The organism is Pradoshia sp. Z4_20 (assembly GCF_058216035.1).
Window position 1 is genome coordinate 17,604 of sequence record NZ_JBZAJD010000004.1, and the last position, 14,793, is coordinate 32,396.

15 protein-coding genes and 1 riboswitch are annotated in these 14,793 nt (G+C 38.4%); of the genes, 5 read left to right on the top strand and 10 right to left on the bottom strand.

Annotated features, from left to right (window positions below):
• Positions 1 to 6 precede the first annotated feature (6 nt).
• The 3 genes from AC4BHP_RS11465 to AC4BHP_RS11475 form a co-directional block, all read right to left on the bottom strand.
• On the bottom strand, positions 7 to 618 hold the full coding sequence (locus AC4BHP_RS11465) for a TetR/AcrR family transcriptional regulator (protein ID WP_490552346.1): 612 nt from the start codon (positions 616 to 618) through the stop codon (positions 7 to 9).
• Positions 619 to 770: 152 nt separating this feature from the next.
• Positions 771 to 1,736, bottom strand: a complete 966-nt coding sequence (locus AC4BHP_RS11470; RefSeq protein ID WP_139892328.1) for an ABC transporter substrate-binding protein — start codon at positions 1,734 to 1,736, stop codon at positions 771 to 773.
• A gap of 110 nt (positions 1,737 to 1,846) precedes the next feature.
• A riboswitch (cobalamin riboswitch) is annotated at positions 1,847 to 2,040 on the bottom strand.
• 26 nt (positions 2,041 to 2,066) lie between these two features.
• Positions 2,067 to 2,369 (bottom strand): DUF6509 family protein, encoded by a 303-nt coding sequence (locus tag AC4BHP_RS11475; RefSeq protein WP_139892327.1) that lies wholly within the window; start codon positions 2,367 to 2,369, stop codon positions 2,067 to 2,069.
• A 150-nt stretch (positions 2,370 to 2,519) separates the two neighbouring features.
• Between AC4BHP_RS11475 and AC4BHP_RS11480 the strand changes: the two genes are divergently transcribed.
• Positions 2,520 to 3,209 carry a polysaccharide deacetylase family protein gene (locus AC4BHP_RS11480; RefSeq protein WP_066106751.1) on the top strand — a complete coding sequence of 230 codons (690 nt, stop codon included), beginning with the start codon at positions 2,520 to 2,522 and terminating at the stop codon, positions 3,207 to 3,209.
• Positions 3,210 to 3,315: 106 nt separating this feature from the next.
• Here AC4BHP_RS11480 and AC4BHP_RS11485 read toward each other — a convergent pair whose 3' ends face one another.
• The 5 genes from AC4BHP_RS11485 to AC4BHP_RS11505 all read right to left on the bottom strand — a co-directional run bounded on the left by AC4BHP_RS11485 (position 3,316) and on the right by AC4BHP_RS11505 (position 7,778).
• Entirely contained in the window at positions 3,316 to 3,648 is a 333-nt protein-coding gene (locus AC4BHP_RS11485) for an antibiotic biosynthesis monooxygenase family protein (RefSeq protein WP_490552348.1), read from the bottom strand.
• A 61-nt stretch (positions 3,649 to 3,709) separates the two neighbouring features.
• Positions 3,710 to 4,744 carry a siderophore ABC transporter substrate-binding protein gene (locus tag AC4BHP_RS11490; protein WP_490552350.1) on the bottom strand — a complete coding sequence of 345 codons (1,035 nt, stop codon included), beginning with the start codon at positions 4,742 to 4,744 and terminating at the stop codon, positions 3,710 to 3,712.
• Positions 4,745 to 5,117: 373 nt separating this feature from the next.
• Entirely contained in the window at positions 5,118 to 5,882 is a 765-nt protein-coding gene (locus tag AC4BHP_RS11495) for an iron ABC transporter ATP-binding protein (protein WP_066106739.1), read from the bottom strand.
• Entirely contained in the window at positions 5,879 to 6,835 is a 957-nt protein-coding gene (locus tag AC4BHP_RS11500; protein WP_066106734.1) for an iron chelate uptake ABC transporter family permease subunit, read from the bottom strand. Before AC4BHP_RS11500 ends, AC4BHP_RS11495 begins: the two co-directional genes overlap by 4 nt.
• The gene (locus tag AC4BHP_RS11505; protein ID WP_066106731.1) at positions 6,822 to 7,778 is read right to left on the bottom strand and encodes an ABC transporter permease; all 957 of its coding nucleotides are present in this window, start codon (positions 7,776 to 7,778) and stop codon (positions 6,822 to 6,824) included. The genes AC4BHP_RS11500 and AC4BHP_RS11505 overlap by 14 nt, the downstream gene beginning before the upstream one ends.
• Positions 7,779 to 8,174: 396 nt before the next feature.
• Here AC4BHP_RS11505 and AC4BHP_RS11510 point away from each other — a divergent pair, with 396 nt between their 5' ends.
• Together AC4BHP_RS11510 and AC4BHP_RS11515 are read left to right on the top strand one after the other, a co-directional pair.
• Positions 8,175 to 9,239, top strand: coding sequence for a YeeE/YedE family protein (locus AC4BHP_RS11510; protein ID WP_139892325.1), 1,065 nt, complete (start codon positions 8,175 to 8,177; stop codon positions 9,237 to 9,239).
• A gap of 21 nt (positions 9,240 to 9,260) precedes the next feature.
• Positions 9,261 to 9,488 (top strand): sulfurtransferase TusA family protein, encoded by a 228-nt coding sequence (locus AC4BHP_RS11515; RefSeq protein ID WP_139892323.1) that lies wholly within the window; start codon positions 9,261 to 9,263, stop codon positions 9,486 to 9,488.
• A 46-nt stretch (positions 9,489 to 9,534) separates the two neighbouring features.
• On the opposite strand, the gene AC4BHP_RS11520 is transcribed toward AC4BHP_RS11515, so the two are convergent.
• Both AC4BHP_RS11520 and AC4BHP_RS11525 read right to left on the bottom strand, forming a co-directional pair.
• The gene (locus AC4BHP_RS11520; RefSeq protein WP_373925484.1) at positions 9,535 to 10,458 is read right to left on the bottom strand and encodes an MBL fold metallo-hydrolase; all 924 of its coding nucleotides are present in this window, start codon (positions 10,456 to 10,458) and stop codon (positions 9,535 to 9,537) included.
• Between the two features lie 24 nt (positions 10,459 to 10,482).
• Positions 10,483 to 11,919, bottom strand: a complete 1,437-nt coding sequence (locus AC4BHP_RS11525; protein ID WP_490552355.1) for an NAD-dependent succinate-semialdehyde dehydrogenase — start codon at positions 11,917 to 11,919, stop codon at positions 10,483 to 10,485.
• Positions 11,920 to 12,109: 190 nt separating this feature from the next.
• Between AC4BHP_RS11525 and AC4BHP_RS11530 the strand changes: the two genes are divergently transcribed.
• On the top strand, positions 12,110 to 14,191 hold the full coding sequence (locus AC4BHP_RS11530) for a penicillin-binding transpeptidase domain-containing protein (protein WP_225983623.1): 2,082 nt from the start codon (positions 12,110 to 12,112) through the stop codon (positions 14,189 to 14,191).
• A 132-nt stretch (positions 14,192 to 14,323) separates the two neighbouring features.
• Positions 14,324 to 14,734, top strand: a complete 411-nt coding sequence (locus AC4BHP_RS11535) for a hypothetical protein (protein WP_490552357.1) — start codon at positions 14,324 to 14,326, stop codon at positions 14,732 to 14,734.
• Positions 14,735 to 14,793 lie beyond the last annotated feature (59 nt).

Genomic DNA, 14,793 nt, shown 5'->3' on the forward strand with positions numbered 1-14,793 from the left:
AGTTTATTAATTTGAGAGACTGCTAAATGAGCGCATGACCAATCGGTTTAATAATCTAGCAAGATATTCTACATCTGTCTTTTGGTGATTTGGTTCCCGGAATTTTTGAATGACGACCTCATTGATTGCTCCAACCATTGCCTGAGAGATGATCCTAACTTCCTGTTCATTCACATTCTCCGGAAACTCCTGGTAAGCAAAAAAAAAGATAAGATCTGCGAAACTTTTAAGTGCTTCTCGTCTGACCAGTTCTACTTCGAAAGAAACTCCGACTGATTCGAGTAAAATAAAATTGGCAACAGCCTTATTGGAAAAGCAAATTTCCAAATAGCGAAGAATTCCGGCATATGCTTTATAACCAATGCGTGGTTCCCGTAAAGCTGCAAGCTTAATCTCTTCTGCAACTTCTCCAATCAAACTTTCACAAAGTGCAACAATCAAAGTCTCTTTATTGCCGAATTGTTGGTAGAACGTTGTTTTCGAGACATGTGCATACTCAACTATGTCCAGAACTGATGTATTCTTGTAACCTCTTGTAGTGAATAATTGCAGGGCTGCATATAGCATTTTATCTCTTGCTTCGGTCGGCAGGTCATTTACATATAACATTCTTATCATTCCAATCCCATGTGTGAGTACGAATACGTATTGGTATCATCATACCTACACAAAAGGGAAATTTCAACAAAATTGTTAGAAAATTTAATTTATTTTCTTCAACAAAAAAAGAGCCTCCCAAAGTAAAATGGGCGGCTCTTAAATGAAAATGTTTATTTAAATATTTCAGGATAGATTTTTTCAGCTATCAATTGCAAGCCTTCTGTTAAACGTGGTCCCGGTCTTGACACTGTGTCATTATCTACATCATAAACCTGCTTATTTTGAACGGCAGGTACCTCGGACCAAGCTTTTCTTCCATATACCTTTTCTTCTGGATTTTCAATATAATAGCCATATGTAGTAAGAATAACATCAGGATTGCGATCAATGACTTGTTCTTCATTCATTGTTACCCAACCCTCTTGATCAGCGGCAATATTCTCTGCCTGAATGATATCAAGCATTTCGTCTATATAGGTTCCGTTAGCCGCTGTATATAAATCCGGTGAGGAAGATACTTCAATCCAAACCTTCTTCTTATCTTTTATAGCACTTGCTTTCTCTTTAATTTCTGCTACTTCTTTTTTCATATCCGAAATAATTTCATCAGCTTTGTCTGATGTTCCGGTTGCTTTAGCAATCAATTCAATTGTTCCATATGCACCATCAAACGAATTGGCGTCAGGTACGATAATAACATCAATACCAGCTGTCTGGAATTGTTTAATGGTATCCTTAGCATTATTAAAATGACTGGCAGAAAGCAATAAAAGATCCGGATTTAATTCCAACACTTTTTCAATATTGATTTCTAACCCGCCGACCTTAGGTTTGTCAGCAGCTTCTGTAGGAAAATTACAATAATCTGATACACCAATGATTTTCTCTCCAAGACCTAGTGCATAGGCCGTTTCAGTATTGCTTGGCAGCAAGGATACGATCGTGTCCGGCTTTTCCTCAATCTTGATGCTTTCTCCGGATCCATCCCTTACCTCAACAGGAAAGGCTGTGGACGTTGATTCAGAAACCTCTTTCTTCTGGTTTGAGTCATCTTCAGTTGACGAACACCCAAACATTAACATAGATAGCGTAAGCATTAGCATAAATAAAAATAAATAGTTTTGCTTTTTTAGCATAGTTATTCCCCTTTCCAACATAATAAAAAAGCCTTAGCTCGAAAAAAGCTAAGGCGAAAATCCACATTATAATAACAGGATTGGACGCCTACTTTTCCCTCCGAAAAATAGTACATACAAAAGAAAGAGCAGGTCTCCTGGCTGACGCATCAATTTACTCTGATTTACCTTCCCATGCTCTAAACAAAGAGCCGGTGGTTTACAAATCATTTCATCCGCGTATACAGTAGCGGGGGCTGCACCGGATTTGCACCGGTTTCCCTATTATCCTAATAAATAAGGCACTCTTACACTATTCAATATTTATATTTTTTATATAATCAGCTATCTTCATTCTTCTTCATATTCAACATCAGTATGTTCCCTGCAAAATTGTAAAACCATCGATAATTCATCTTCCTCAAGCTCAAAATCCAAAATACTTTGTGTTTCACTTTCTATAAACTCATATTTTGAAATTTGGTCCTGATTTTCATCCATTACATATATAACACGCAACAGAAGACCCTTATCGGTATATAGTTCATCTTCCTCGGGAACGGAAATCTCCAGTACATATTCGAACCTTTCTCCAGAAAGGATACCAAACGGGTCTTCCAGTTTCTCAACTGTATAACTTTGTATCTCGATCATCTTTATCAACCTTTCTAAAATGCTTATGTCTATTATACATGTTCAATCTCTTTATTAAACATTTTACCCAATTATTCAACTCCGTTTAGGAATATTTTTTAACAAGAATCAAAAACTATATTAAAATCACTTAATCCATAGGAGTTTATTATGCGTACTCTATCTGTTCTCACATTGCTCATTATCCAGCTTCTTATTCCATCTGAAACATTTGCAAAGACAGCCTACCTCAGTTTTGATGATGGTCCCTCAAACATCACACAGGAAATCCTCGATATCCTCAAAGTTCAGGATGTTAAGGCAACCTTTTTTGTAACGGGAACAGCCAGCCCGGGACATATGTATTTATATAAAGATATCGTAAAAAATGGACACGCTCTTGGACTGCATTCCTATTCTCATAATTATTCCAAAATCTATCGATCCAAGGATACTTTTTTTAAAGACATTACTCAACTGGAAGAATTTTTGGAAAGGGAAGTAGGCGTAAGCCCGAAAATCCTACGATTCCCCGGCGGCTCCAATAACTATGTCGCAAAACAATATGCCGGGACTGATTTAATGGATCAATTAAAGACTGAGGTAATAAAAAGAGGATATAAATATTATGATTGGAACTGCGATGCTAACGATGGATTAAATCCTCCAATTCCAGAAAAAAAATTACTTAAATTAATTATGCAAGGGGTAGGTGAAAAAGAAAATCTCTATATCCTCCTGCATGATTTTAACGGCAATACAACAATCGTGGATGGGCTTCCGGAAATCATTCGCCGTCTGAAACATAAAGGATACACCTTTAAAATAATGGATGAGTCCACACCAACTTTTGAATTTTAAAAATGATAAACAATTGCTGGCCATCATTCTGTAACGCTTCTTTTCTAACTTGAAATAAGGTTTACATTATAAAACAAACGCCCTTATTTAGGGGCGTTTTGTTTTTTTATTCGACTACAATGTAATTGCCATGTTCCATATTGATTACGTATTCCGGCTTTGGAGGCTTACCTCCGTGCTCCTTGATTTTCGCTTTATGACCAGCGATATGCTCAGGACTCTTTTCCCATGCTTTCCATGCTTCCTCTGATTCCCAGCGGATAATCATGACAACTTCTTCTTCCCCACGCGTTGTTTTTTTCACTAACAACTCCCGACTTATAAAGCCTTCACGCTGCTCAATTAACGACGGACCTTGATCTGGCTTCTTTTTGAAGCGTTCCAATACCTTGCCTGAATTGCCCTCTGTCACTATCCATTTACGAATTTGAACAAACATACCTAATCGCTCCTTATTAAAGGAGCATGCCCCACTTGAGACATGCTCCTTGTTATGAAGATTATTTTAATTCATTTAAGATTTCATCTAATTTTTCTGCTTCAGTCGTTACACCGTTACTTGAGAAGTACCAGTTAACACCGTCTAAGTAGACAATTTTGCCTTCTTTGTAAGCACTAGTTTTTTTGATAATATCATTTTCAATATCTTTTTTAATTGTTTCTACATCAGAAGCAGTACGGTCGATAATTAACAATACTTCTGGATCAACAGAAAGGATTGACTCATAAGAGAAATCAGAACCGTGGGAAGATGCTTCGATATCAGTTGTTGCTGGCTTGAAGCCAAAGTCATTATATACATATGCGAAACGTGAATCTTCACCATTGTCGAAACCGGAGATTTTCTTGTCATTGTACATCGCTACCAATGCATTTTCATAACCAGCAGCTTTTTCTTTTACTGCATCAACTTTTTCTTGTAATGAAGCTTTCAATTCTTTGCCTTTTTCTTCTTTATCAAAGATTTGAGCTGCTAAATCAACTGTTTCATATACAGCCTCTATGTAATTATCATTGTCAGAACCAATGAAAATAACGTTAGGTGTGATTTCTTTTAATTGTTCATAAAATGGTGTTTGACGACCAGAGATGAAAATAACATCCGGCTCAGCAGCTGCTACTGCTTCAAAATCGATTTGCTTTAGTGTACCAACATCGGCAACACCCTCAGCAACATATTTTTCTTTTAAATGCGCTGGCATATTTCCTTTACCGCCACCAGCAGCTACGCCTACGATTCCTTCAACACCTAATGCATCAAGTGTATCTAAAAAGCCATAATCAAGAGCTACAATGCGTTCTGGCATTTTATCTAATTTTACTTCTTCAAAAGTAGTTGTTTTACCTTCTTCGTCTTCACGAGAATCGGTTAAGGAAGATACTGTCATTGGGAATTTAGAACTTTCAGTAGTTCCTTTTTCTTCTGTTTGTTTTGTCTCAGAAGAGTCCCCTGTTGTTGACTCATCGCCTGTATTACAAGCTGTCAGCGCTAATGTTAACGCCGCCATAGCAGTTAAAATTTTCCACTTCTTCATTCTTCGTTCTCCCCCTAAATATGTACTTCAATTGAAAACGATTATCATTTTCAATCGACATTCTCATTCTAAATGAGAATCACAAAATATGTCAACACTTTTGAAGTGTTTGATAATAATTTTATTATTTCATCTGATCCAACGAGAATTAGACATAGATGACTACGTATTCTTCTCGTGATTTTCTCCCCTTAAAAAGTTAAATATCAGATAAAAAATCCTTATCGAAAGAAATACTTAACAAAAAAAAGACTCCAAAATAAAATCTATTTTAGAGTCCTCATGGAAACTTAAGTGTATGACCCTTAACTTGAACAAGATTTTGCTGCTGTCAATTGTTCCAAAAATATAAGGCCAGAATCTATTTTAGAATCTAATGTGAATTAAAGTATACACATATACGACATCCATCTTGCTCTTGTACAGGAATATGCATGTCATATACATCACGCAAGGATTCTGAGTTAATAATCTCATGCGCTGGACCGTCCTTTATCAGACGCCCATCCTTTAACGCCACTATGCGATCAGAGTATACAGAAGCAAAGTTGATATCATGCAAGACAATTACAACCGTTTTCCCTAACTCATCTACCAGCTTGCGCAGTATTTTCATAATTTGCACAGAGTGTTTCATATCCAGATTGTTTAATGGCTCATCTAATAAAATATAATCCGTATCTTGTGCAATAACCATTGAAATAAAGGCACGTTGTTTTTGACCGCCTGATAACTCATCCAACAGCTTATCCTGCATATCTGTTAAATTTAAATACTCCAGTGCTTGGTCTACAATTCGTTCATCATCTGCATTCAGCCGCCCTTTTGAATATGGATAGCGTCCAAAAGAAACAAGCTCGCGTACGGTTAAACGAATATTCAAGTGATTGGTCTGCCTTAAAATAGCCACCCGCTTTGCAAAAGCATCTGATTTCATTTTCTTAACGTCAGTTTGATCTAAAAATACTTCACCTGTATCAGCATCTAAGAGACGGCTCACCATTGATAATAACGTTGATTTACCAGCGCCATTTGGACCAATAAAAGAAGTGATAGCTCTTGGTTGGATTTGCAATGTTACATTTTCAATAACAGATTTTTTCCCAAAGCTTTTAGAAAGCCCTTTAATATCAATCATCCTGCTTTCCTACTTTCCCTTAGTAATAAGTAAATAAAGTAAATCCCACCGACAAAGTTAATAACGACACTAATCGTTGTATTCAAATGGAAAACATGCTGAACAAGAAATTGTCCTCCGACAAGCGCAATAATACTGATCAAGCTTGCCCCAATGATTAATATCGAATGCTTATATGTAGCCAAATATTGATAGGCTAAATTCGCCACAATTAATCCTAAAAATGTTACAGGTCCAACCAGTGCGGTAGAAGTAGCGATTAAAATAGACGATAGAATCAGCACTTTCAGCACGATTTTATCATAGGCGACACCAAGATTAATCGCGTTATCTCGACCTAGTGATACAACATCTAAATCACGTAATAACCGATAGCCATATATAAAGGCGGTACATAAAATAACAATAGCAATGCTCAGTAATTCCGTCTTCACGTTCATAAAGCTGGCAAACAAGCGAGCTTGCAAACTTTCATATTCCACAGGATCAATTAGAACTTGCATGAACGTTACCAGACTTCCGAGTAATGTTCCAAGTATCATACCTGCTAATAATAGAAGAAAAATTGGATATTTATCTGCCCTGAATAAAAAACGATACAAAATCAATGCGAATACTACCATCGCAATGATTGCTACACTAAAGTTTAAGTAACGGCTTACAACGAAGATTGAAGCCGACCCTGCCGTAAAATAAATGACAGTTTGAACGACTTCATACATCGAGTCGATCCCCATAACAGATGGTGTTAATAAACGGTTATGTGTAATGGTTTGGAATATAACACTTGCATACGCAATTGCCGTTCCGGTAATAACCATAGCAACTATGCGCTCAATACGCTTTGGAAAGGCGTAACTAAAACCGCCCTGAATATTATAGAAAGCAAATAAAGCCATACATCCAATTGCAATAACAGCTAAAATAATTAGCTTTACACTATTTTTTCGCATATGCTTTCCCCCTAAACAACATAATTAAGAAGATCGCACTGCCAATTACTGCAACTGTAGTATTTACAGGTATCTCATATGGATGGACAATCAATCGGCTTAGAATATCACATGCCAATAAGAATGCCGCCCCCATGAATATTGTATGAGGGATTGTTTTACGTAAATTATCGCCCAGATAAAGGGAAACCAGATTTGGTACAATCAACCCTAAAAACGGAATAATCCCTACCGTTAAAATGACTGTTGTAGAAATTACCGCTACGATAACTAGACCAATGTTTAACACTGTACGATAACTTAAACCCAGGTTTTTCGCAAAATCCTCACCCATACCAGCTACTGTGAATTTATTTGCATATAGATAAGCAATGATAATTGCTGGAACCGCTACATACAACAGTTCATAGCGTCCTGAAACGATCAAGGTAAAACTCCCCAAGAAAAACGTATCTACATTTTGCAGAACATCCGCTTCATATCCAATGAATGTTGAAATCGCCCCGATGATATTACCGTACATAATTCCGATAAGAGGGACGAATATGACATCTTTGAATTTAATGCGCTCAAGTAAATTCATAAAAATAAATGTACCAATTAATGCGAATGCAAAACTAAATAGTATTTGCCCCATATAGGACATATTAGTAAAAAACACCATAGAGACAATGACACCTAGTTTTGCTGCATCTAGCGTACCAGCCGTTGTCGGTGATACAAACTTGTTTCGGCTTAAGCTTTGCATAATTAAGCCCGCAATTCCCATTCCTGCACCAGCTAAAATAATGGCCATTAACCGTGGTAATCGACTCATCAAGAAGATTTGCGTCTTGTCTGAATCTAAATCTAGTAAATCACTCGGTTTAATATCAATAGCCCCTATAAATAGCGAAATAAAGGATAGGATAATAGTTACTAATACTAACATCCATAGTCTCATTGCAATCCCCATCAAATTAGTTTCTCAACAACATTACTGATAATGATAATCATTATTGAGTCGTCTTTAATTATAGTCAATGAAAATAGTAAAATCAACATCTAGTGATAATCATTACCAATGATAAAATGAAAATTCAGGAAAATTGTAACGATTTTAAGCACCTGTAAAATTGCTTCTAAAATAATATTCCTTTAACCCAACGATCGCTGAAAGGTTTCATCAACTTAGGCTTTTGTAATAAAAACTCAAAAAAGGCATTCCTACTAAGTTACAGGTGAAATCCATTTAAACTCCTACTTAAGAATCATTTTTATACAATCTTCCTTTAATTCGTAGTAATCTTATAAGGTTTATTGTAATATACATCTATCCAAACAACGGAGGGATCTCATCATGATACAAATTATTAGTTATGGCCTTATCGTCGGACTTCTCTTAGGCTTTGTCTTACAAAGAGGACGTTTTTGTGTTGTCGGAGCATACCGTGACCTGCTTCTCGCTAGGGATGGACGCATGTTTCTCGCAACCATGATCGTTATTGCCATTCAGGCAATTGGTGTATATGCACTTGCAGCTAACGGAATCATCACCATCCAAGCGGATGCATTTCCGTGGTTAGGAACGATTGTTGGCGGATTTATCTTCGGAATTGGTATGGTTCTAGCCGGAGGATGTGCTACTGGTACTTGGTATCGGGCTGGTGAAGGGTTAATTGGGAGCTGGATTGCATTAGGCGGCTATGCACTTGGTGCCGCAATGACTAAGTTTGGGATATTAAGCGCTGTGGGCGGAAATGTACTATCCTATAGAACCAGCGATACGTATATCCATGAAACTTTCAACCTATCTCCATGGGTACTTGTCATTGCTTTTGCATTACTTATTGGATTTTTCGTATACCGTAACTTAAAACAGCCTAAGCTGCCATCCTTTAAAATGAAACAACAGAAAACAGGGATTGCCCATATTTTATTTGAGAAACGCTGGCATCCATTCATCACGGCGCTGCTCGTTGGCCTCATCGCTATTCTTGCATGGCCTTTAAGTGAAGCAACAGGGCGAATGGCCGGTCTTGGGATCACAACTCCAACCGCACAGTTGTTAACATTCTTTGTTAATGGTGATACATCCCTATTAAACTGGGGAGTTTTCCTTGTACTTGGTATTGGCCTTGGATCCTATATTGCCGCTCGCGGCAGCAATGAATTCAAATGGCGCCTTCCGGATAAAAGAACACTTGCATACAATGCTAGCGGTGGACTTATCATGGGCTTTGGTGCATCGCTTGCAGGCGGATGTACCATCGGAAATGGGCTTGTAAATACTGCTCTGTTTACTTGGCAAGGCTGGGTTGCTGTTGTCTTCTTCTTATTAGGAACATGGACGGCTACTTACTTTACAATTATCCGAAAACAAAAAAAACAAAAAGCAGGTACCGGTAATACAGCGGTGGCCTAATTTAATAGGAGGGTATACATTATGGCAAAAGTACTCGAGACAAACGGAATGGTTTGCCCCTTCCCACTAGAAGAGGCGAAAGTGGCAATGGTAGAAATGGCTGTTGGCGAAGAATTAATCATCAATTTTGATTGCACCCAAGGAACAGAAAGCATTCCGCGCTGGGCCGCAAAAGAAGGTCATGAGATTACTAATTTTGAACAAACAGGCAGTGCTGAATGGCAAATCGTCTTGAAAAAAGGCCAATAAATTAAACAAGGGGCAGTCGCATAAATATATTAGCGACTGCCCCTTGTTAATTCCCCCACAAAGTCTCTCCTATTAGTAATGCCTTCAATTGTTCTTTCTGCAACTGTCTCCTGCTCCACTCATCCAACAATCGCTCTAATGCTTCTGGTCCTGTATCATCAGCCAATCGATAGGCACCGTAATGCATAGGGATAAAATAGTCCCCCTTCAATTCTAAAAATGCTTTGATAGCATCTTCAGGATTAATATGAGAGCTTGCCATAAACCATTCAGGCTCATATGCTCCAATTGGCATAAGTACATAATTGATTTGGAACTTCTCCGCTATATCTTTAAATCCTCTGAAATAACCTGTGTCTCCAACAAAATAGACCTTTTCAGATGTATTGACTTTTTCAATCACCCATCCTCCCCAGTGGGAAGTATTCATATCAAAAGCCCCTCGTCTTGTCCAATGCTGCGCAGGAACAAAATGAAAAGATACATCTCCATGTACGAATGTCTCCCACCAGTTTGCTTCATGAACTTTCCCATACCCTCTTTTTAAGAAAGCTTTTCCCAGACCAATGGGTACATAATAAACCGGGTCACCCTTCAATTTTTGGATGGTCGGGAAATCCAGATGATCATAATGTCCATGAGAAATTAAAACGGCATCGATTGATGGTAGGTCATCTATCTTCAAACCCGGTTCTGTCAGTCGGGTTTGAACACCCATCCGCCTCGCCCAAACTGGGTCAGTCAAAATATTTATCCCTGCCATTTGAATTAAAAAGGTTGAATGGCCAATCCAGGTTATAGAAGTTCGGGATTGATTTCTTTTTAGCTCCTCAATCTGCGGGTTATCAACACGGCTAATTTGAGTTTTTAAATCCTTTTGTTTTCTCCGCCGTTCTTTATTCCACCGATACATATCCAGAAATGTATGATCATTCCCTACGCGATCAAGATTTTCAAATTTTTTCATCATATAGATACAATCCCTCACTCTTCTTTATAAACCCAGTGAAATGTATTTAATCTCTAAATATTCATCTATTCCATAATGGCTTCCTTCTCTGCCCAGTCCACTCTCTTTAAATCCTCCAAAAGGTGCCTGCGCTGTTGAAGGCAACCCATCATTAACTCCAACAATCCCATATTCCAGATTTTCAGCTATCCAAACAGCCTCCCGAATATTATCCGAGAAAACATAAGCAGCCAATCCAAATGGTGTATGATTTGCACGTTCTACCGCTTCTTCAACTTGATCAAACACTGAAATTGGAGCAATTGGGCCAAAGGTTTCTTCTTTCATACACAGCATATCATCAGTCGCACCCGAGATAATTGCAGGAGTTATAAAATGTCCCGGCATGTCTTTCGGAACATATCCACCTGTAAGAATGGTTGCGCCCTTTTCTTTCGCATCATCGAGGTGTGACATAACCTTTTTTACAGCTTCCTCATTTATGAGCGGGCCAATATTATTTCCCTTTATCAATCCATTGCCTACCTTTAATTGTTTGACTTTTTCCGTGTATAGATTAGTAAATTCATCCATAATTGATTGTTGGACAAATATCCGGTTGACGCATACACACGTCTGACCCGCATTACGGAATTTGGAATCGATTGCTCCCTGAACTGCTTTTTCAATATCAGCATGCTTTGTTACAATAAAAGGCGCAAGTCCTCCTAGTTCGAGAGAAATCTTCTTCACCGTATCTGCAGCATCTTTCATTAAAATCTTCCCTACTTCAGTCGAACCGGTGAATGTAATTTTGCGGACTCTTGAATCCTTCTGCCAAACAGACACGATACGCTTTGCATCACCTGTAACAATATTAATGACTCCGGCAGGGATATCAGCTTTTTCAGCCAACTCAATCAATTTCAAGGCTGTGAATGGTGTTTCTTCAGATGGCTTCAGAACAACCGTACATCCTGCTGCCAATGCCGGTGCCACTTTTCTCGTAATCATGGCAGCCGGAAAATTCCAAGGTGTAATCGCTGCTATCACCCCGACAGGCTGTTTTTGAACGAATATCCGTTTATTAGGTGAAGATGCCGGGATTGTCTCGCCGTATACACGTCTACCCTCTTCAGCAAACCAGGTAATAAAACTGTTGGCGTAGCGTAATTCCCCTTTCGCCTCTTCAAATGGTTTACCCTGCTCAAGCGTCATAATTTCTGCTAATTCATCTATATGTACATCTATTAATCTGGACCATTCCCGGAGTTTTGTACTCCGCTCCTCTGCAGTAAATTTTGACCATGCCACTCCACTCTTATAAGCTGCCTCAACCGCATCCTTTGCATCAGATTCAGATCCATTCGGAACGCTTCCTATCACCTCGCATGTAGCTGGATTATATACATTTATTGTATTTTCACTGTCTCTCCATTCTCCATTAATATACATTTGTTGTGGAAAGCATATACTCTTCATCCCTATATTCCCCTCCCTAAAGTAAAAAAGATACTATTTACTAGTTTCCCATTCTTTTTCATCTAAAAACAATCATTTGTTTCGCCCTTGCGAATTGAATATGAAAATAGAACAAAATCAATAGTAATATCCATATTAATCCATTAAAATGAAAATAAGACAGTTTTTATAATTTTTGGAGGTTGAGAGATTGAAGAATCCCCAACGAAAGAAAAAGAAAAAAAAGCAATCCGTTAATACGCGAACAAATATATTACTTTTTGTTGTCTTTTTACTATTCACAGCCTTAATTTTACGATTAGGATTTTTACAGATTGCTCATGGTGAATCCTTCAAGAAAGAAGTCGAAAGGACAGAGGATATCACCATTAACAAACCTGTACCACGCGGCCTGATTTATGATAAAAATCATAAATTAATAGTTGATAATCAACCTGTCAATGCAATCACCTATACGCGCAGTAAAACAGCAAAAACAAAGGAAATGGTAGAGACAGCCGAGAAACTATCTGAATTAATCGATATTAGTAAAGATGACCTGGAAGATATAAAAGAACGGGACCTCAAGGACTTTTGGATTATTATGAATCCGAAGGTAGCAGGGAAAAAAGTAACAAAAAAAGAGCTTTCTGATAAGAAGGATAAAGAATTATATAAACTTCAGCTCGAGCGTATCACTGAAGAAGAGTTATCTTCATTCACAAAGGCAGAGTTAAAAACTCTCGCTATTTTCCGTAAGTTTAACAGCGGAACATACTTGACTCCACAAATTGTTAAGAATAAGGATGTCACCGATGAAGAAATGGCTCGGGTCACTGAAAATCTGGATGAATTGCCTGGAGTCGATACCTCAGTCGATTGGAATCGTGCATATCCGCTTGACAGTACTTTAAGATCTATCCTTGGCAGAACAACCTCATCTGATGAAGGTCTCCCAAAGGAAAAGGTCGAATATTATTCTTCCCGTGGATACAGTCTTAACGAGCGTGTCGGTGTTTCAAACCTTGAACTTCAATATGAAGATATTTTACATGGCCAAAAAGCTAAGTCAAAAAACAAACTCGATAAAAGCGGAAATATTTTATCCATAGAAGAACTTAGTGATGGTCAACGTGGAAAGGACCTAGTTCTGACAATTGACATAGATTTCCAAAAGAAAGTGGAAACCATTATTGAAGAAGAGTTAAGAGCTAAAAAAGCAGCGTATTATGCACCTTATCTTGATCGAGCATTTGTTGTAGCCATGAATCCTAATACTGGCGAAATATTAGCGTTAGCAGGCAAACAATATGTTTGGGATGACGAAAAAAATAAATATGAAATGAAGGACTTTGCCCAAGGGACTTATACAACTGCATATGCAATGGGGTCGGCAGTCAAAGCAGCCACCGTATTAACCGGTTATCAGGAAGGGGTTCTTAATCCCGGAACCACTCTATATGATGCTCCAATGATCATAAAAGAAACACCGATAAAAAAATCCTATACAAATATGGGGTACGTTTCTGACTTAACTGCCTTACAGCGATCATCCAATGTGTATATGTTTAAAACAGCTATTGCAATTGGTGAAGGCAATTATGTTCCGAACGGACCATTATCTGTAAAACCTGAAGCATTTGATATGATGCGAAATCATTTCTATGAGTTTGGATTGGGTAAACGAACAGGTATCGATCTGCCCGGAGAACAAATTGGCTACAAGGGGACAGAATTGGGTGCCGGTAAACTGATGGACTTGGCGATCGGGCAATATGACACATATACTCCGTTGCAGCTTGCGCAATATATCTCTACCATCGCCAATGGTGGATATCGTATTCAGCCTCGTGTTGTTAAGGAGCTTCGTGAACCAGTACTTGAAAAAGGAAAACTTGGACCAATCTTCCAAGAAATTGAACCTAAATTCCAAAACCAATTGAGTATGAATGAAGATTGGATTAATCGTGTTAAAGAAGGGTTACGGCTTGTTACCCAAACGTCAACAGGAACCGGATACAAAGAAATGGGTAGAGAACCATATAGACCAGCTGGCAAGACAGGTACAGCAGAAGCCTTCTATGATGGACCAAAATGGACACCAGGAACCGAACAACCGGAAACATGGAATATCACATTTGCTGCGTACGCACCACATGATAATCCGGAAATCGCTATAAGTGTTGTAGTACCGTGGGCGTATCAATCAAATGGACATCGTATGAATATGGATATTGGGAAAAAGGTATTTAGAGCCTACTTTGGAACGGAAAAAGAGAAGGAAGCAAATTAAAGAGACAAACCATACAAAAGGAAATAATACAATACATTCTGTTTGAGCCATCGCCCATCTTTTAGACGAATAAGCTCCTTCTTTATATAGACACATATACTATAAGGAACCAGTTCAGAAGGAGTGAATGGAATGCCAAATGAATATGATCAGCAAAATGTAAATTTCCCACATGAAATGAGACAACAAGGCTATTATGGCAGCGGTTATGGACATGGGCAACACGGTCATTATGGTGGTGGTATGGGCCATCATCAACATCATCACGGATATCACGGCGGTATGGGATACCCTCATTATTCAGGCGGAGGATATGGACACCATATGCCTTACCATCCAGGCCATCACCATCATCAACATCACGGACATGGCGGAGGCCACGGATTCCCACATCACGGCTGGCAAGGACAGCAGTGGGGCCAAGGATGGGGTCAAGGACAATCAGGTTACGGAGGCTTTTCATCTCAAGGTCGCGATCCGTATTCCTATGAGGAATTTGCCACAGATCCATCACAATATTCAAACCCATATTACCAATATTAATAGAGTAAAACACACAGGTTTATCCAATCTGTGTGTTTTTTTCGTAAAATTTATCCAGA